Origin of the sequence: Pseudanabaena sp. PCC 7367, assembly GCF_000317065.1 — a bacterium.
Classification (GTDB): Bacteria; Cyanobacteriota; Cyanobacteriia; order Pseudanabaenales; family Pseudanabaenaceae; genus Thalassoporum; species Thalassoporum mexicanum.
Genome location: NC_019701.1, coordinates 3681333 through 3700906 on the forward strand (window position 1 = coordinate 3681333; position 19574 = coordinate 3700906).

Genomic DNA, 19574 nt, shown 5'->3' on the forward strand with positions numbered 1-19574 from the left:
AAGCAGTTTCCAATGCGATCGCTGGGGTGGTTTTGATCTATACCAGGGCTTTTCAGGTAGGCGATCGGGTTGAAGTTAGTAATAAGATCCCTGAATCCTATTTACCTAAAAGTTACAATGCGCCAGGATTTAGACTGTATCCGCTGAATTATATGGCTAAATCCGCAAACGACTCATCCCCTGTAATATCCAAGGATTCAGAGGTTGCGCAAGAATACAAACATGAAATAGAGCCCCAATCCATAGAATCAGAAACATCAGAAAACTCAGAATAAAGCTTTCAAAATTGTGACTGGATTAAGCGGCGCAAATCGACTGACTGAACCGATCGGCACCGATCGCGCCAGGTTCACTTGCAACAGTTGCACCGAATATTTACGCTGCTTGAGCCAACTCATAGCTAGATGGAGATGCTCAGGGCTGGCAAAGTTGGCTACTAAGATTTTCTTTCGCTCAGATTGTGGATTCATGGCAAGGCGATCGCAACAAACCTGCAAAATAGCCGCCAACTCACCACTGCTGCCACCAATAAAGATACGATCGGGGTTGGGTAAATCTGCCAGTATTTTTGGGGCTTTGCCCTGGTGGATTTCAATATTATCAACCTGGAAGCGAGCCATGTTTTTAGCGATCAGAGTCGCTCCGGCAGCAGTTTTTTCGATCGCATAGATCCTGGCGGCAGGAACCAATCTGGCCATTTCGATCGAGAGTGATCCAGTTCCCGCGCCAATATCCCAGATCACTTGCCCTGGTTGCAGTTCCAGTTCACCAAGGGCTAACAAACGAATCTCGCGCTTGGTAATTAAGCCTGGTTGATCGCTAAATGAATGGAAATATTGATCGGCAATACCAACGATCGGCAATTGGGCATGATCGAGGCAGGGTGATTCTGCTTGCTTTGAAAGCACTACCACATTCAAGGGGGCAAATTCTAGGTCTGGTAATTGTTCTGGTAATTGACTGGGTCGATCGTCATTATTTTGAAAATTTACAATATCTGAAGCGGTTGACTCAGTTGGGTCAAGATGACCTGCCATATTGGCTGGAACCGAGCGATCGTTATGCGTATCTATTAGCTGCGATCGATGGAGTTTAATTAATTCTGAAAGATTAACTACTCGTTCATTTTTGTCGCCCAGATTCTCGCAAACCCAGATTTGATAACTAACAGGGAGCTGCAAGGCGGTGATGAAATTAGCGATCGCCAGGGGGTGGTTAATTGCATCGGTCAAGATGGCGATATGTGGCTTGCCTGGCCGCAATGCTTTTTCTAATTCGCGGAGCGATCGGCCATGACTACTAACCACGATCGCATCCTGCCAGGGAATTTTGAGGCGAGCAAAGGCCAATTGAATTGAACTGACACTGGGTGAGAATTGTAGATATGCGGGTGGGAAATGCTCCAATAGCAATCGGCCAATTCCAAACAAAAGTGGATCGCCGGAAGCCAGTACCACAATTTTTACTTTGGGGGTGGTGGCAATAATTTGCTTTATTTTGTCAATGGTTGCCAGTAGATTGCCCAGCTTGATCTTTTGGCCTAAATAATCGGGGAAACAACTAAGCAACCGATCGCCACCGATCAGGTAATCCGCAGCGACTACGCGATCGAGCTGCGATTGCAGTAATTCCTGCCCCAGGCTAATACCAATAACTTCTATCACCTAAACTTTATTCCCAAATCCTAAACCCAATCCCCTTGCTATAGATTTGCTAATAGCTGTTGATGAATCAAAGCCCGATCGCCCATCGATTGAATCTTTGCCGATGAGAGCGGATCGCCATTTGCATAATGCTCTAGCCATTTTTGACAGATCACATTAGGCTGATCGGGTAAATTGGCCAAGTCCCAGCCAGGGATTTCTAATTCCTGCATTAGGTTATTAACCTTGGGATCATAACTAATCCCCCAGCAACGCGATCCCTCTGCGGCGGCCATGATCAGGCCATGTAAGCGCATGGCGATCGTCATTTCCACCCCCTTAAATATGCCCTTGAGCGATCGTGGATCTTCTTGCACCATAATTGTGGCATTGGCTGGTGATAGATCGTAAATTTGTTGGGCGATCTGCATGTCTTGCGCTGGCTGAAACGGCAAGATCAGCAAGTGGGCACCGGTTGCTTTTTGGAGGTTACACAAGGCAATGCCCAGATTTTGTAATCGCTTGCTGGTTAACAGGGGATGATCGCGTAATACTACCGCTACACGCGGCGCAGGCAACGAGGATAGGTTGAGGACAAGTTGCGATCGCAAAGCCCAAACCGGATCGGGTGCTAATAAACAAGGGATTTGCCAATCGGCGAGGAGATGAGCGGAATTACTATCGCGCACACTCACCAAATCACAGGCTTGATAGGCTCGTTTGGCGATCTTCTGGCTGAATTTTTGGTGGAGCGGGCCAACCCCCTGAGCCCAGGCCACTGTAACCAGGTTCATTTGCTTGGCTAAACCCATCAAACCAGCATAATAGATGGGGTTCCGCCAACTAGTGGCATCCTGGATCAAGCTGCCGCCCCCCCAGATAAAAATATCTGCCTGTTTGATTACGTCGATCAAATTCCAAACATTTTTGCGATCGCAGGCTTGAACCTGGTGTAGTTCTTCGGTCATGGCAGGATCGCCAGAAAGCACGATCGGCACAATGTCCTTAGGTAAAAGCTGGAGCAAGGTTGCTAACAATGCCTCGTCGCCACCATTGCCCATGCCATAATAACCACACAAAATCGCTCGCCGCATTGATTTAGGTTCTTGGTTCCTCAGTTCCTATAATTTCTTGAATAATTCTTTAGTAATCATGTACAACCTAGCAATTAACAAACAACATTACGATCGGGTTGTAATCGGCATAAAACATCTGTAATTTTTCCTGTTGCATTGGCATAATCCATAGAACCCATATAATCCGTCAAAATCTGGTGGTGGATTAGTGGTGGATGATTAGACGCAGGAGCCATTTGCCGTGAATGTTTATTGTCGGTGTTTATAACTGGTTGAGCGCATTGCCATTATTCTCCTTGCAGTTAACTATCTCATAGTTAAAGCGATCGATTGCTTTAAACTGCTGTAATCTTGATTAACTGTTGCAATATCGAAAGTTTTAGTGATTGAAGAAACTATTCACTAGGTTGGAGACGCTAATCTAGTGGTTTGCTTTCCACAGTTCATATTGCCAACCTTTTGTTATCTTGGAATGACATTAAAGTTGTCTAAGAAATTAAGTTGATTGCTAAGTTTTTACCAGCCGAATTTTTGAGAGCGCAAGTTAGGATTACGGCGATTCAATATCTAGAACAATATCTAGATCAATATCTTGCCCAATATCCTGTTTCGCTTGGTTTCCAGCAACATGACCGGGCAAAAATTGTGACGCATTGGCAAACCCAAGAAATTCTGATCAAGCCCTGCTACCCCAACTACCAGGCTCATTACTCTTGCCCAGTGGCTTTTCAGCTTGCCCATGATCTAAATCAATATTTAAATCGCTTCAACTCGCCAGCCATTGATCAATTGCCCTCAACAAAAGAGCAAAGCTCAAATCAATCCCAGCCAAACCGATCGCCCCATCTTGAAATAGCGCCGCTGAACCCAGAGCAGATCGCCCAGGCTCTCAGCGATCGATTACAGCATTTAAATCATCGATTAACAATTTCAACAATTTCAGCCCCAGAAATTGAGTTACTCGCCACATCTTCACAGTTTTACGCAGTAGCAGCGATCGGTGGGCATTTAAACTTCAGGCTGAGCGATCGCTACCTGGCCGATTGTCTGAGTGCCTATTTAAGCTATTTCAAAAATTTAAATGTAAATTGCGATGATGCTCCTAGCGATCAGATCGATCAACGAAACAAGCAAAACGATCTAAATGCCCCAGTTAATCGCTCTATTCATTCAATCGATCGCGCCAGATCTCTGAATAAGCCAAACTCAGCTTATCCAAGCCAACAGAGCAAATTCCCTGGCTATACCTATGTGCAATATGCCTATGCTACATGTGAGGCCATGTTGCAGCTTGCCCAACAGGAGGGTTTAGCAAATGCCAGTGCGGCTGATTTTAATTGGTCATTCCTTTCACATCCTGAAAAATCCAATCAATTCAATCAATTCGATCGCGCCCTCCAATCCCCAGCCTCCCCTTCTAGATTGATATTCCAAACAGAGCCAGAATTGCAGTTGATCGTAGAAATTTTAAAAATTGGCGATTACTTTCTCTCCTCAAATATTCCTGATGGCCAACCCCCACCAAATGTCCGCCAATGGCAAAAAGCAGCTTATGGATTAGCTTTAAGTTGCCTGATTTTTTATGAGCATTGCCCTATGTTTGGGGTAAGCCCAGCGATCGCCATTGCCAGGGTGGGGCTATTTGCTCTAACCCAACAGCTAATTAAGCTTCTGGTGGGGAATTTGATTGATTTGCCAACCCAGCTATAAAGAAAAATAAAACAGTTATAAATCTTCACCATTGCCGCTCTTATTTCTGCAATTACCAATAGAGCGGTAGAAGCTATGCATAACAAGCCTTTCGATTAAGTCTAACTATGCCGATCGAACTATGCCAAACCAAAGAGCCCCGATCGCTCAGATCACCTCCAAAAGGGTGATTGATTATCTAGCCCGCAATCGCTATATTGGTTGCACTCCTCTATGGCGTACGTGACTACCAATAATGTTTGTTGATCGATAATTTTTTGATTAGGGAGCGTTCTCGTCTTAGCGACGGTATACCAGACCAGTATCTGGAAACCTCAATCGACTAAGTGTTCTGTTCCCACCTGGTTTCCAGGATCAAAAACTGCGGTGAGACGGCGTTGTGGAGGAGCCTTTAACTAAAGTTTTTTGCAGGACTAGGCTTTTTAAGACTAATTTTTGCCCCTTTCGCAATTAATCGCAATTAATGATTAGTTTCGCTGATCGAGAGACGATAATCAGTGGCAGAGCCATCGATCGAGGCGATCCAAATTTGATATTCGCCTAGCGCCCAGGCTCCAGAAATTTCCGGCGATCGACCGGTTTGGCAAAACACTCCATCTGGCCCTTTTACCAGCAACGAAATATTCTTAGATATCCCTTCCGCTTTGATACTAAGTTGCCCAAACGGATTTATCAATTGCAATACATGATTAGGCTTGGATTGAGTTAAGCCCTGGCAATCGCCCACAGCATTACTACCAGCGATCGCCTGCAATTGCATCGCTCCACTTGCCTTACCAGCATAGGTGATTGGATCAGGGCTGAACCGAGGCGCGATCGGGCTAAACATATTCTGGCTGGAGGCAATCCCTGGCCAACCAGAAAAGGCAGTTAAAACCGCTACCGCGATCGCTGCTTGAGTTATTTTTTTTAGCCCCAACTTAGCCCTCATCCCAATGCTGCGCTTAGCTTGGTTGGCAACGATCGGAGCTAGCGCGGTTTGGTTCATTGTTTGCAAAAATTTCTGGTCGATCATTTTTGAGCTATTTCACTAATCGAAAGCGTATAGTTGACCGATTGGTTAGCATTACCAGTGCCAACCCAGATTTGATAATTACCCTGGCTTAATCGCCTGGTGATCTGGGGATTGCGGCCACGATATTCATCATCGGCACAAATTACTAATCCATTATCGCCCTTCACCAGCAAAGTCAAATCCGCATTGATATTTGGGGTATGTACCAGCATATCAACCAGAGGGAAATCTTCGGTCAACTGGACTACGTGATTGGGGTTTTGATTACTAAAACCACGGCATCTGCCCTGCATCCCAGCCAGACTGGGAATACTCTTGCCCCCGCCAGCGCTGCCAGCCAGTTCGATCGGGTCGGGTCTAAAATTTCGCGCCAGAGATAATGATTTGGTTTGCGCCGTGACACTTCCTGCCAGAACCGCGATCGATCCGCTAGCCACAACCAAAGCACCAATCAAACTTAAGCCTTTGCGTAAAGTTTTATCCATTTTCTCAATCCTCCCCGCCATAGTTACGTTGCCCAACTAAACAATCTAAATCACATTTAAATATCGCATTAAATAACGATACATCTGGAACCAGAATCCCCTAGATTGCAATCCTAAACTCTTAGCCGCTGTGCTGGCTGGATTTGTAAGAATTGTCAACAATCAGGATTAAGCATTTATTTGTCCACAACTCAATGACGTAGCTCTTGGGATTAATGTTCCTTATAAGTATTAATTCTCATGGGGATTTAGCGATTGTAAAGCTATGTAAACATTTTAGCGTCATAACCGCACAACGTCTTGACAGGATTTTTGAATGACGGTTATATTATGCCCATACCCGGGTAAACCAAATTAGCAAAAAGTATATGCACGACAAGCAAAAGGTAACCCTTTACCTATCAGCGGACTTACACCGCCAACTAAAGATTCGCTCGGCGATCGATCAGGAATCTATGTCGGAGTTGGCAGCAAAGGCAATTTCTTTTTATCTCTCCCATGCTGAGGTGGTAGAAAGAGCCGGAGTCGGATATACGCACCAGGTTCATAACTGTCCTGCTTGCGAACAGACTCTTGTTATTAAAGAGGGTGAATTGTTGGCAGTCGGTGGCGATCGGAGCGATCGCAATGGCTCAGTCCAGACCCCTGCGCTGACCGGCCATGATGAAGAGTTAGTCACAGTTAGATAGATCGCCTAAGGGTATTGATCCAGGATACTGGCATCTAAATATCCAATATATCCAGATATGCCAGTAAGCTAGCCAAATTCTAATAGCATTGCCCCGGTCTGAAGTCATAGGTTAAGTAGTTACAAATCTAATAGATTATCAACTTTAATCTACTGCATCAGCAGATTTATCCAAGATTAATCAAGGATCAGCAGCTAATATTAAGAGCTCCAAGCCTAATTTTGATTTAGAACGATTTAGATCATTTTAGATCAGAACGATTAAGTGCTAGAGCAGGTTCTAAGCTCCTTGGTTTACGATTCGGTTTATCCCTCCTCACCACAAGCTTTGATTAAGCTTTAAGAAATTAAGCTAATAGGCCATGCGAGAAGAACTTAGTATCCTTATCCAAGCTCAGTATCCCTTGATCTATCTCAACACCTCGGAAGAGGAAAGAGCAGAACAAGCGATCGCTGCCATTGCCCAAATCAAGCCAGCTAGAGCATTATTCACCTGGACTGTAACCCGTGGCATGGTTGAGTATGGGCAGGTTAATGCTACTCAACACAACACAATCTCACCACAGGCCGCGATCGAATGGGCAATTCGCCACAAAGATCCAGCTATATTTGTATTCAAAGATATCCATCCCTTTGTAGAAAATCCTGAAGTTTGTCGTTGGCTCCGTGATGCTGTAGCCAGTTTTAAAGGCACGCTTAAAAGCATTATTATGATGTCATCGGTGCAATCGGTGCCGATCGAACTAGAAAAGGAAGTAGTAGTCCTCGACTTCCCCCTACCCGACATCCAGGAAATAGAAGCGGTGTTAGCGGAGCAACTAGGACAATCGCGCTATCACAAAATGCAGCCTGATACTAAGGAAAAATTGGTGAGGGCGGCTCAGGGATTAACCCGCGATGAAGCCGAGAAAGTCTACCGTAAAGCCCAGGTAACCACAGGCAAGCTCACTGAGAACGAAGTGCAGATTGTGCTGACCGAAAAGCAGCAACTGGTTAGACGCAATGGCATTCTTGAATATTTAGACTGCGAAGAGGGCATGGGTTCGGTTGGTGGCCTGGAAGAATTAAAACATTGGTTAACGGAGCGCACTACGGCGTTTAGTTCCAAGGCTAGGGAATATGGCCTTCCCCAACCAAAGGGGATGCTAATCATTGGTGTACCCGGCTGTGGTAAGTCGTTGATTGCCAAAACTACTTCTAAGCTCTGGTCTTTGCCCCTGGTACGATTGGATATGGGTCGGGTATATGACGGTAGCACCGTGGGCCGATCGGAAGCGAATCTCCGTAATGCTCTCAAGGTGGCCGAATCGATCGCCCCGGTCATTCTCTTCATTGATGAACTAGATAAAGCTTTTGCCGGTGGTGCTGGCTCTGCCGACTCTGATGGTGGTACTTCTTCACGGATTTTTGGTTCTTTCCTGACCTGGATGCAAGAAAAAACTTCACCAGTATTTGTAATGGCCACTGCCAATCGGGTCGATCGCCTACCCAGTGAATTCTTGCGCAAGGGTCGCTTTGATGAATTATTCTTTATTGATCTGCCGAACCAGGATGAGCGTCGCGCTATCTTCCAAATTCACCTCAACAAGCGCCGTTCTGACCTGAGCAGATTTGACATTGACCAACTGGCGAAGGAAATTACCGAAGGATTTTCTGGCGCTGAGATCGAGCAAGCCTTGATCGCCGCCATGTACACAGCTTTTTCGCAGGGCAGGGAATTTACCCAACTTGATATCATCTCAGCAATCAAGTCAACCACCCCACTATCGCGCACCATGACCGAACAGGTCGCTGCACTCCGCGATTGGGCCAGGTTGAGGGCTCGCCCTGCGGCAACTACAGACGCTGAATACCAGCGAATGGAGTTCTAAACAAGCTTTCCCGGTTGGCTGAGCCGGGTAAGGCTAGCACCACCAATGCTAGCAACTGATACAGCCACACCCACACAACTACTAACTTTGCTTAGTAATTAGCGGGTATCTCTCTCGGTTAACACTTTTTTCAGGAGTAGTATCATTATGTCTCACTTTAGCACCCTTCGCACCAAAATCACCGATGCGGAAATCCTAAAGTCTTCTTTGCGCGATCTTGGCATTAGCGTCAATGCCAATGCCGATGTGCGTGGTTACAATGGCCAGCGTGTGCGGGCTGAAATCGTAGCTACCCTCGAAGGTGACTATGATCTAGGTTGGTCTCGCAATGGCGATGGCTCTTTTGATCTGATCGCTGACCTCTGGGGTGTTGCCAAGAAGCATAACCAAACTGAGTTGATCAACTCGATCAATCAAAAGTATGCGGTTACCAAGACCCTCAGCGAAGTCAAGCGTCCTGGCCTGAGCAATGCCAATGTAAGATTGGTTGTACAGTAGCCGAGCGCACAAATCGTACAAATTCTTCTTAAACTACCTAGGTTTCAAGTTCCTTGGGCTAGCCAAATGCTAGCCTTTTTGTTTGGCGTTACCTATTAGAAATCAAAGTAAATAAACGGTAGATTGCTCTGCGGTCCAAACATTGCCACCAGATACAAACTAATTGGCACTAAAAATAACTTAGCCTGCCAGGTAAGTTGCCACTTGGCGCGATCGCACCTGTAGGCAAAAATCATCGCCATCACGATCGCCAGACACAGCAAACCAATCTGGGCTGGCGTAACCTGCAAGGTTTCCACATAGATCTTCAGGCCAAACTGTGGATCGGCAGCCTGCCCCCACAATCGATTTAGCATCACCTGCATATCTGCCCACTTTGGCAATCGAAATGGAATCCAGCTCACCAATACTGCTAGTTGAGTGATCAAAATGCCTAGGATTTTGCCCCATTGCGATCGCCAGAACTCCACAAAGCCATTGAACCTGGTGCCCACCACCATAAACAAACGATGGGCGATCAAATAGAGGCCATGCAATCCACCCCAGAGAATGAAGCCCCACTGTGCTCCGTGCCAGATCCCGGCCACCAGCATCACGATCAACAAATTCAGGCAGGTAATAATCAAGCCACGCCGCGATCCCCCTAGGGGAATATAGACAAAATCGCGCAACCAATGACCCAGTGTAATATTCCAGCGTCGCCAGAACTCACTGATGCTGGCTGCCAGATAGGGAAAGTCAAAGTTTTGTGGTAATTCAATCCCTAATAGCAGGGCACTTCCCCTGGCGATGTCGATGTAGCCGCTAAAGTCAAAATAAATCTGTAAACCAAAGCCAACCAGTGCTAGCCATAGATCAACACTACCCGCTCGTTCAATGTTGGCCAGGGAAATATCCACAAATCGACCTAGATTATCAGCTACCAGACCTTTTTTAATCGCCCCAGCCGCAATCAACCACAGCCCCTCGGAAATGTCAGCAAGTTTGGGGTGAGTTGGTGAAACCAGTTGTTTAGCAAAGTCCTGATAACGTACGATCGGCCCGGAGAGAAGTTTTGGAAAGAAGGACTTATAGGTGAAAAAGCCCCAGAAATCCTGAGTGGGGGCAGTGCCGCGATAGACATCGATCAAAAAGGCGATCATCTCGAAGGAGAAAAAGCTAATTGCGATCGGCGCGATCACATTCTGGTCTGCCCAATTAGCTAACTCAATTCCTCCCTGCCAACTGGCCAGAATGCCAATGTTGCCCATCAAAAAGGAAATATATTTAAACCCCAGCAGCAATAACACATTAAAGCCAATCCCCAAGCTTAATAGGGCAATGCGATAGTTACGCTGGCGCGATCGCTTGATTGCAAAACCCAAGCCAAAGTTAACTAACGTACTAGCAATCAACAGCGCTACTGCTTGGCGCTGTAACAACATATAAAAAAGTAAACTCGCCGTTAGCAAAATGCCAAGGCGAGCCTGCAAATGAGGAGTTAACCAGTAGATCACAGCAATGCAAATTAAAAAAGCACCGTACTCGACTGATAGAAAGTCCATACCTAATTAGCCACTTCTGTTTTGAACTGCTCAGTTTCCTGTGCAGCCCCAGTAGAGGTTTTCAGCGGCAACCATTCCGGTAAGGTGGTCGAATCATTCTCAACCTGCAACTGCACACAGGCAATAGTATCCGAAAGTATTGAACTTGCCATCATTCCGGTGTGAATTTCTAGTTGCCCGGATGGCAGCGCTTCAAAAATTAGATGTTGACCAGGAAATGCAACCCGCTCAAAATACCAATCAGGCACGTTAGTAATGCGTACCACCTGAATCTTGCTGGTTGTGTTGGTGTAGCAACAAACTATTTTTTGATTGCCCGCAGGCACTGGATCAAGCAATTGTGACATAACCATTTTTTTCGCCAAGCAGACTGAACAGCCCAGGTTTATATTTCTTTGATAAGTTGTCGCTTACTATTTGAATTTATTTTTAGTTTGAGTCTAGCCAATTAATTAAAATTTATTAAATTAGCTGAATGGCAATAATTTAGATCGCCAAAAGACTAGAGCATTAATCTTGCAGGGCAGATTAGCATAAACAATTTGTAAGATTTGTAAATCCTAGTAGTGGATTGTTTAGCGATCGCCCCCGATCCTTCCATGCCGATGTTTTTGCGGAGAAAGTATTAATCACTTTTTCTCAGACTTGGTCAGACTTAACTTGGTCATACTTAGTTAATAAGCATAGACAGTAACAACGTCAAAAAATGATTAAAAACTAGTTAAATCTATTTACAGCAAAAGTTAAGTACCACAAAAGTTTTAACCTTGCTTCCGACATTGCGATCGCCAGTAAATTTAAGCTAACCATAAACTCTGATAAGACAGTAGCATCGATCTAATTGGGCTAGTTGTAAAAGCTATTACCAATGAGCCGCTTTTATGCTAAAGGGAGAAACATTTATATCTTTAGGTAAGCCCAGGATCTAGATGGTACAGGTAAAATAAGATATGTGAACTTTTTTTGCGTTACGCTTCTTTTAGTAAATTAAATATAAATCAGGCTTCAGCCCAATATATTAATCCAAAATATAATTATGTCTGCCGTCGATCGCATCCTCTATGTCCGCCTGCCATGTAACCCCATTTTCCCGATCGGGGTGGTGTATCTGGCCGATCACATCCACAAGATTGCGCCCCAGGTAGAACAGTCCATTTTTGACATGGGTACTGTGGCTCCGCTGGATTTCCATAAGGCACTAGACCAAAGTATCGATCGGTTCAAGCCAGATTTATTAGTTTTCTCCTGGCGGGATATTCAAATTTATGCGCCAGTGGGTGGGCGCGGCGGCAACCCGCTCCAGAATGCATTTGAGTTTTACTATGGCAAAAGTCCCTTAACACGGTTACGAGGGGCATTCAATGGCTTGCGGTTATTTGGAGCCTACTACAGTGAGTTATGGCGGAATTCTTTGCTAATCCGCCAGGGCGTGAAACGGGCTCAGCGCTATAGCCCCAGGGCCAGGGCGGTGATTGGTGGTGGTGCGGTTAGTGTTTTTTATGAGCAGCTTGCTGGAATGATGCCCCAGAATACGATCATTTCCGTGGGTGAGGGTGAGACGCTGTTGCAAAAGCTGGTGTTTGACCAGAGTATTGCCAATGAACGTTGCTATACGGTGGGCGTAACTACACCCCGCGATCGCCTGATCCACGAAGCCCCAGAGCCGATCGAAAAGAGCGCCTGTGATTATGACTACATCGAATCGATCTGGGATAAGTTTAACTACTATTTCCGCGACAATGATTTTTACATTGGCGTGCAAACCAAGCGCGGTTGTCCCCATAATTGCTGCTATTGCATCTACACCACGATCGAAGGTAAACAGGTGCGGATCAATCCGGCTGATGAAGTGGTGGCGGAAATGCGCCAACTTTACGATCGCGGCATTCGCAATTTCTGGTTTACTGATGCCCAGTTTATTCCGGCGAAGCGGTTTATCCCCGATGCGATCGAGCTATTGCAAAAAATCCTGGCTTCGGGCATGGATGATATTAGCTGGGCGGCCTATATTCGCGCTGATAACCTCACGCCGGAGTTGTGCGATCTGATGGTGGCGACGGGGATGAATTACTTTGAGATTGGTATCACCAGCGGCTCCCAGGAGTTAATTCGCAAGATGCGGATGGGCTATAACCTGCGATCGGTGTTGCAAAATTGCCGCGATCTCAAGGCGGCGGGGTTTAATGAACTGGTGTCGGTGAATTATTCGTTTAATGTGATCGATGAAAATTTTGATACGATCCGCCAGACGATCGCATATCACCGAGAGCTGGAAGCAATCTTTGGCCGGGATAAGGTGGAGCCTGCGATCTTCTTTATTGGTTTGCAACCGCACACGCACCTGGAGGAATATGCGATCAAAAATGAGATCCTGAAGCCGGATTATGACCCGATGAGCATGATGCCCTGGAATGCGAAAAAACTGCTCTGGAACCCGGAACCGCTGGGATCGTATTTTGGTGAGGTGTGCCTGGAGGCATGGCAGCGGGATGAAACCGATTTTGGTCGCGCGGTGATGGACATCCTGGAGGAGCGATTGGGCAGAGCCCCGCTGGAGGAGGCTTTGACTGCGCCGATTAGTTTGTCTGCACCGGAAAAGAAGATGACCGCAGCGGTTTAGGTTTATTAATTACAGTTGAATATCTAGAAGGGCTTGGGTTTTCTCAAGCTCTTTTTTTTTTGTTGATGTGTAGTCCCCTTGCGGGGTAATGGGTTTGAAAGATTTACACCACTCCAGTAACACTAAGAACTACAAAAACTAGTTTCAGTCCCCTTGCGGGGTAATGGGTTTGAAAGTAATCTATGCATCGAGATTGTGTCATACCAAGACTGGGGTTTCAGTCCCCTTGCGGGGTAATGGGTTTGAAAGAGGCATGTATTTTTTTGTTTAACCCTAGGAGGGTGATGGAAAAGAGTTTCAGTCCCCTTGCGGGGTAATGGGTTTGAAAGTTTCTCACAGGAGCCCCCCACCGATGGAGAGAATGTTCTTGTTTCAGTCCCCTTGCGGGGTAATGGGTTTGAAAGCAATCTGGCTGCGCGGGCAGGGGATGTAGAGATAAAGTTTCAGTCCCCTTGCGGGGTAATGGGTTTGAAAGTTCCATACAAGAACCTATGCTGCTTTCTGTGATGAAATGGTTTCAGTCCCCTTGCGGGGTAATGGGTTTGAAAGACGCACGACTTTATGGTTGCGATGGAGAAGGATGAAGTGTTTCAGTCCCCTTGCGGGGTAATGGGTTTGAAAGAGCCCCTATTTTGAGCCCATACCCAGAGCGGCATCTGGAGGTCAAATCTCCATAGGTCATATTTACTGAGAAAAACATGCCATTATTGCCACTAAAAACAAACTTTGGAGAGCTGAAACCCTTGCTAGGCAAGGCATCTCCAGAGGTCAACGTAACTATGCGGTTTTCAAGGATCTGGCGACCTGTGGAGATCACATAAACAACCTACTAAAAAATACCGTAAAAGTCCAGCGATCGAGCATTAACTTATGTAAAACCATTTCAATCCCAACGCCATCTAGTCCAAACCAGCGATCGCCATTAGACTAGAACCTATGGCCTTAATCAAACCCTTACCCACCCAACTAGTCCACCTGATCGCCGCCGGGGAAGTGATCGACTCCCTCGCTGCCGTCGTGCGGGAATTGGTAGAAAACGCGATCGATGCCCAGGCCACCCGCATCAGCCTAGCGATCAAAACTGAAAACCTTGCCAATTTATCAGTGCAAATCACCGACAACGGCATTGGCATCGACCTAGCCAACCTGCGACAGGCTGCCGCGCCCCACACCACCAGCAAGATCGCCAGAGCCGCAGACCTGCAAGCGATCGAGAGCTTAGGGTTCAGGGGTGAAGCATTGCACAGCTTGGCGCAACTCGCCGAATTGCAAATTTGTAGCCGCACCGAAACCGCCGACGCTGGCTGGCAGGTAACTTACGATCGCAATGGCCAGGTAATCGACGCGCCCAAAACCGTAGCGATCGCCCCCGGTACGATCGTGCAAGCGCAGCAAATTTTTAAATTCTATCCCGCTCGCCTGGAAGCCTTGCCCAGCATCTCGCAACAACTGCGACAGGTGCAGCTAATCATTCAACTGGCAGCGATCGCCCATCCCTACATCACCTGGCAGGCCAGCCTAAATCAAAAGAACTGGTTCAATATCTGGTCAGGGAAATATACCCACGATATTTTGCCGCAAATTGTGCGATCGCTCCAGCCCCAGAATCTTGTTACTGGGATTATTTCTGGTGCGGCGGTGCTTAATGAGATCGCGCCTAATAATATAGATATAAAAGGCGATCGTGATGATCTGGCGGAACAGCAGCAAATAACAGAAAATCAAAAATTCACCTATGCCAAAGCAGAGCAACATCAAAAGCAGTCTGAATTAGAGCATTTAAAAAACAAACAAACCGATCGCCTAGAGCCGGAAATTGCGATCACCCTGGGACTGCCCGATCGCGCCTCCCGCCATCGCCTCGATTGGGTTAAGGTTGCCCTCAATGGTCGCATGATCGATTGTCCAGAAATTAGCCAGACCATCATCGCCGCCTTTGCTCGCACCCTGCCTCGCCATCGCTATCCGATCTGTGTGGTGCATTTGCAACTGCCGCCGGAGCAGATCGACTGGAATCGATCGATCGCCAAAACCGAGGTCTATATCCGTCAGATTGAGCATTATCAAGCAAAGATTAGCGATCTGATCGGTGAAATCCTGCGCCAACCACAGCGATTTATTTTGCCCCGACCGATCGAGGTCAATCCGCTCCAGGATGCGGCGGCGGGTTTGTTGCGCGAAAATTCGATCGGCTATAACCCCAAATCAGACAATCAGACCAATCCTATTGCCGAAAATACGCCACTAGCACAGGGTGTAAAGGTAGTAGCACAAGTGCAAAACACCTATATTCTGGTGGAGCACGATCGCGGCCTGTGGCTGATTGAGCAGCATGTCGCCCATGAGCGGGTGTTGTTTGAGCAGTTGCAACAGCAATGGCAGGTGGTGGCGCTAGAGCAACCGATCGTGTTGGCGAATTTGACCCGGTTGCAGATCGAAAGGTTACAGGAAATTCCATTACAAGTAGAAACGTTTGGCGATGGATTGATGGCGGTGCGATCGTTGCCCCAGATTTTGCTTGAGCAGAAAGATCGCAAGGAAATTTTGATCGAACTCAGCCACCAGAAAGATTTACCTCAGGCAATGGCAACCCTGGCCTGTCGCAGTGCAGTACGCAACGGCACTAAGTTGGAGATGCGGCGATCGCAAGAAATTTTTCGCCAATGGCAACGCACCCGCAATCCCCACACCTGCCCCCACGGTCGGCCAATTTGTTTGTCGCTGGATGCTAATGACTTGGCCAGATATTTCAAACGCAATTGGATTGTGGGTAAAGGGTAGGGATCGATCGGCTAACTATCGCTAGCTTGAGTCTTATTTTGTTGATATTCTATGGATGCAATCGATCGCTTCACCCAAACTCGCCTTAAGTCAAATCGCATAGCCATAAACATAGACATATAAGCACAATGGGGACATTGCCAGATCTACCGGATTTAACTAAACATGGTTACCAGGTCACCGACGAATTTGACCAGGATGATAAGGGCATGTGGCGCAGCTATCGGGCGAGCCGCCTCAAGACTAAGCGACCCGTGATTATCAAGCTAATCCCTTTGCAAAGGGATGATGATCTGGCTGCCTACAAACCCCAGATCCAGGCTTTGCTGAAGCTGAAGCATCCCGGCATTGCTCGTTACATTCATGCTTTTCGGATCGCTGAGGGTCTGTGCCTGGTACGTCAGTATATAGAAGGAGCGATCCTGGATGGGATGGAGTGGGATGATCCTAAGCAAATCAGGGCGATCGCCATTAACCTGATGGAAACCCTGGTGTTTTTGCAAGCGCAACAACCAACCATATTTCACCTCAATATCAAGCCCGCCAACATTATTGTGGGGATGGAACTGAAAACCTATCTGCTAGATTTTGCCCTGACAACGGGGAAAAGTTCTGGCACGAAGCCATCGGCATTTGCTGCCCCCGAAATCAAACGCCGCCGTCCACCCAAGCCCAATACCGATCTCTATGGGGTAGGTCTAGCATTAGTTTGTTTGATTACTGGCACCACTGGCGATCGGGTCAGTGAATTATTCGATGCTACGGGCGGCCTCCGGTTCCGGCGCAGCATCAACGGCGAAATTAGCGATCATTTCCTCGATTGGCTCGACAAGATGACCAATCGCCTGAATAGCGATCGATATGCTGACCCCAGCGTAGCCCTGGAAGCACTGCAAGAGATTGATTTTGAACGGAAACCAGAGCTAAAAATTGAACCAGAATTCATTCAGCTCAAGGCTAAAAACATCGGCGATCTGCTGCGCAGCAATATCATTGTGAGTAATACGGTTGCCGATACGCTCTTGGAAGGTAGATGGGAAGTGATGCCCCATCGCAGCGATCCCAATCAAGCCAGTGGCCATGCCTGGATCAGGTTCGAGCCACCTAGTTTTGCCGAAAATCGCACGGTTTGCCAGGTCTGTGTTGACACCAACAAAATTGTGGCCGGGAAAACCTATCGCCGCACGCTGATGCTGCATGCCAACTCCGCAGCGGAAACCCATACAGTTGAACTAGAAGTCAAGACAGCACCTTTGCCTAGCCTGACGATTCCCTATCAAAAGTTAGCGATCTTAATTGTGCTAGCAACTGTAGGTAGTTTCCTGGTAACCTCAGCGATCCATGCCCTGACCCCACTGGTGCCCGTGCCTGAAAATTTTAATGAGGCGATCGCTTATTTTGGTAGTTTGGATAAGTTTCCACCGAATGTTGATCTGGCGATGCTGAAGGATATTATCCAGGAAGAGAATTCTACCCAGATCTATTCAGCCTGGGGTGGCCTGTTGATTGGTTTGGGTTCAGGTGTTGCCGCTGGTGCTTATGCCGAGTCTTCTGATATTTATGCGGTGCGGAATTCCTTTGGTGCGGCAGCGATCGCTTCTATTTCATTACGGCTCATCCGTATGTTTGTGCGCCTATTTTGGGCGATCGCCATGGTGGGCATTATCGTCGGCCTAGTCCTGGGAATAGTTGTAGGCTATCTGAGTGCTAGTAGCCACAAAGAACATCTGAAATTAGGATTTCCAAAAGGTTTTGCCTTTGCTGTGCCGGCTCTGGCTGCTATATTTAGCCTCACCACTGGAATCGCATTTAAGTTAAGTTTTACTGAAGATTATATTCAATTGCCTTGGCTGCCCTGGCTTGCCGCGATCAGTGCGATCGGCTTGGTTGGCACGGCGGGGATGCATATTCTACGGCAAAAAACTTTCCTAGAAAATTACCAGCGGCGGAGCAGGCGCTTAATCAAACCATAGGTAGGCAGGGCTAAAGATATAGTGTGAGCCAATACTTATATGATTACTATAGGTAAAAGCTGGCTTACACATTTATTTTTGATTTCATCATATAGCCGTCATATAGCAAAATGCTTTCCTATTAAGGATCTTAGCGATGCTAGCTTTGTAGAAAGCAATATATATCATATAAGGTTTATGCCCAGAATGGCACATACCTATAAAGCTTCTTGGATTTATTGGAAGGATCATAGCGTTTTATCAAATCTGCATTAAGGGTTTCAGCTATAATTCTTGATGCTATTGACTGGTTCTTGTCTTCAATAGAGAATCTTTCTCTTAAAGAAGAATTTGTCATAACATCCCTAGAAACATATCTTAAGCAAGCATGTTGATAACACGCTCTAATTTTGTCTTGATTATCCATTTCTGCTAAGTCTTTGTGAGCATAAAGAATTGCCCTAGTGTGATTATTTCCAGTAACCTCAAATTCGGGCGCTGGCAACTGAAAAATTTCAACTTCACGAATGACTTTATCAATTCCACTTCCCCTCTCTTCACATATTTTTATACGTCGCATAAAAGCGGCAAGGGATTCATTTCTCGACTGAGGTGGACAATCTATGAACCTTAGAGTGTCTATAAGAGGTATTCCAGGATTTGTAATTTCAATTCTGTCGGAGAATATTTCGATCATTGGCCCTGTTCCAGACATATTAAAGTCTTGGTGAATAAGAGCATTTGCAACTAGTTCTCGAATCGCTATTTCGGGATACATTGGCACTTCTTTCCTAAGTGCTTGAGATATAACTTCATTTTGAGGTAGCTGGCTAGTAATATATGAGATTAAACCTTGAAATCCTATTGCATAACCACGACCACCTTGTATCTCCCTGATAGTTTCAATCTTATTACAGCCTTTATAGGTTATAACTCGTACACGCTTTCTGGATAATGTTTCAAATTTATCCAAGCGCCTCGCTAATAAGATTGCTCCCAAGTTCGTAATGCTATAACTTCGTGGAAATTCTGCTTGGATGAATTTTTCAGCCACCATCCTAGAGATTATTTCTGTTGCCTCTTCTGGCTGTCTTTGATCGATCAACTCAAAATATCTTGAGAAATCAATTAATTCTAATAGTTCAGGAATTGGTAAATTTTGGTAGGTTAATCTACCTTCAAAAGTCAAGCGTGAAAGAAGCATCCAAATCTCCCGCTCTTTTTCTGGATGCTCTGATAACTTTTTCTTATAGCTTCCAATCCTAACAAATTCTTCAGATTTAAATTTTACTGGTATATGGTCAGCGCACGGAATCTCGGCAATAACAATTTTTTTATTATTGAATAGAAATTCATGCATTTTAAAATTAATTCTTGGCTTTAGCTTTGTGGAGAGCCAGTTTTCAAGTTCCTGGCCTTTAATTCTTTTTTCTCTGGGGCAAAAATCAGTGCCAACAATTTCGTGATTACCATCTTTAACACCCCAAACTAGATATCCATATTGCCTGCCAACTATAAGCGCTGAATTAGAGAGAGCGGAAAAGTATTCGCCAATTTCTTGTGGATCTGAGTTGTTCTCTTTGAATTCAACCCACTCCGTTTCCTGTGCTAGTGCGACAAGCTCTAGTAAAAGTGATTTCAACGTTTCATCATCTTTATTCATTGCAAAACAAAAAAAGAATGTTCAGCTA

14 protein-coding genes, 1 other RNA gene, 1 pseudogene and 1 CRISPR repeat array are annotated in these 19574 nt (G+C 46.1%); of the genes and pseudogenes, 9 read left to right on the top strand and 7 right to left on the bottom strand.

The window, feature by feature from the left end; all coding sequences use genetic code 11:
• Positions 1–14: 14 nt before the first annotated feature.
• A pseudogene (locus PSE7367_RS23170) lies at positions 15–275 on the top strand (hypothetical protein); the annotation flags it as partial.
• Here the strand turns inward: PSE7367_RS23170 and PSE7367_RS14630 are convergent.
• On the bottom strand, positions 267–1664 hold the full coding sequence (locus tag PSE7367_RS14630; protein WP_015166132.1) for a bifunctional cobalt-precorrin-7 (C(5))-methyltransferase/cobalt-precorrin-6B (C(15))-methyltransferase: 1398 nt from the start codon (positions 1662–1664) through the stop codon (positions 267–269). The pseudogene PSE7367_RS23170 and the gene PSE7367_RS14630 sit on opposite strands and share 9 nt — an antisense overlap.
• A 38-nt stretch (positions 1665–1702) precedes the next feature.
• Positions 1703–2737: a polysaccharide pyruvyl transferase CsaB gene (gene csaB / locus PSE7367_RS14635; RefSeq protein ID WP_015166133.1), complete on the bottom strand. Its 1035-nt coding sequence runs from the start codon at positions 2735–2737 to the stop codon at positions 1703–1705.
• A 513-nt stretch (positions 2738–3250) separates the two neighbouring features.
• Between csaB and PSE7367_RS14640 the strand changes: the two genes are divergently transcribed.
• A complete protein-coding gene (locus PSE7367_RS14640; protein ID WP_156800410.1) occupies positions 3251–4429 on the top strand; it encodes a hypothetical protein in 1179 nt (392 codons plus the stop codon).
• Between the two features lie 205 nt (positions 4430–4634).
• A non-coding RNA gene (gene ssrS, locus PSE7367_RS21240) (6S RNA) lies at positions 4635–4819 on the top strand.
• A 70-nt stretch (positions 4820–4889) separates the two neighbouring features.
• Here the strand turns inward: ssrS and PSE7367_RS14645 are convergent.
• Positions 4890–5417: a hypothetical protein gene (locus PSE7367_RS14645; protein WP_156800411.1), complete on the bottom strand. Its 528-nt coding sequence runs from the start codon at positions 5415–5417 to the stop codon at positions 4890–4892.
• A 23-nt stretch (positions 5418–5440) separates the two neighbouring features.
• A complete protein-coding gene (locus PSE7367_RS14650; protein ID WP_015166136.1) occupies positions 5441–5929 on the bottom strand; it encodes a hypothetical protein in 489 nt (162 codons plus the stop codon).
• 368 nt (positions 5930–6297) lie between these two features.
• Between PSE7367_RS14650 and PSE7367_RS14655 the strand changes: the two genes are divergently transcribed.
• From PSE7367_RS14655 to PSE7367_RS14665, 3 genes are all read left to right on the top strand, one after another.
• On the top strand, positions 6298–6618 hold the full coding sequence (locus PSE7367_RS14655) for a slr0373 family blue light stress response protein (RefSeq protein ID WP_015166137.1): 321 nt from the start codon (positions 6298–6300) through the stop codon (positions 6616–6618).
• 361 nt (positions 6619–6979) lie between these two features.
• Positions 6980–8488 (top strand): stress-responsive protein Ycf46, encoded by a 1509-nt coding sequence (gene ycf46 / locus PSE7367_RS14660; protein ID WP_015166138.1) that lies wholly within the window; start codon positions 6980–6982, stop codon positions 8486–8488.
• Between the two features lie 147 nt (positions 8489–8635).
• Complete coding sequence (locus PSE7367_RS14665; RefSeq protein ID WP_015166139.1) at positions 8636–8986, top strand: DUF1257 domain-containing protein; 351 nt, start codon at positions 8636–8638, stop codon at positions 8984–8986.
• A gap of 95 nt (positions 8987–9081) precedes the next feature.
• Here PSE7367_RS14665 and PSE7367_RS14670 read toward each other — a convergent pair whose 3' ends face one another.
• Positions 9082–10530, bottom strand: coding sequence for an MBOAT family O-acyltransferase (locus PSE7367_RS14670; protein WP_015166140.1), 1449 nt, complete (start codon positions 10528–10530; stop codon positions 9082–9084).
• Positions 10531–10532: 2 nt separating this feature from the next.
• Entirely contained in the window at positions 10533–10877 is a 345-nt protein-coding gene (locus PSE7367_RS14675) for a DUF1830 domain-containing protein (protein WP_041698515.1), read from the bottom strand.
• A 689-nt stretch (positions 10878–11566) separates the two neighbouring features.
• Here PSE7367_RS14675 and PSE7367_RS14680 point away from each other — a divergent pair.
• The 3 genes from PSE7367_RS14680 (at position 11567) to PSE7367_RS14690 (ending at position 17904) form a co-directional block, all read left to right on the top strand.
• The gene (locus PSE7367_RS14680; protein WP_015166142.1) at positions 11567–13150 is read left to right on the top strand and encodes a photosystem II high light acclimation radical SAM protein; all 1584 of its coding nucleotides are present in this window, start codon (positions 11567–11569) and stop codon (positions 13148–13150) included.
• 66 nt (positions 13151–13216) lie between these two features.
• Positions 13217–13772: direct repeats of the CRISPR family, unit length 35 nt; unit sequence GTTTCAGTCCCCTTGCGGGGTAATGGGTTTGAAAG.
• A 314-nt stretch (positions 13773–14086) separates the two neighbouring features.
• Positions 14087–15931: a DNA mismatch repair endonuclease MutL gene (gene mutL / locus PSE7367_RS14685; RefSeq protein WP_015166143.1), complete on the top strand. Its 1845-nt coding sequence runs from the start codon at positions 14087–14089 to the stop codon at positions 15929–15931.
• Between the two features lie 128 nt (positions 15932–16059).
• Positions 16060–17904, top strand: coding sequence for a serine/threonine protein kinase (locus PSE7367_RS14690; protein WP_015166144.1), 1845 nt, complete (start codon positions 16060–16062; stop codon positions 17902–17904).
• Positions 17905–18079: 175 nt separating this feature from the next.
• On the opposite strand, the gene PSE7367_RS14695 is transcribed toward PSE7367_RS14690, so the two are convergent.
• Positions 18080–19546 (bottom strand): ATP-binding protein, encoded by a 1467-nt coding sequence (locus PSE7367_RS14695; protein ID WP_015166145.1) that lies wholly within the window; start codon positions 19544–19546, stop codon positions 18080–18082.
• Between the last annotated feature and the right edge of the window lie 28 nt (positions 19547–19574).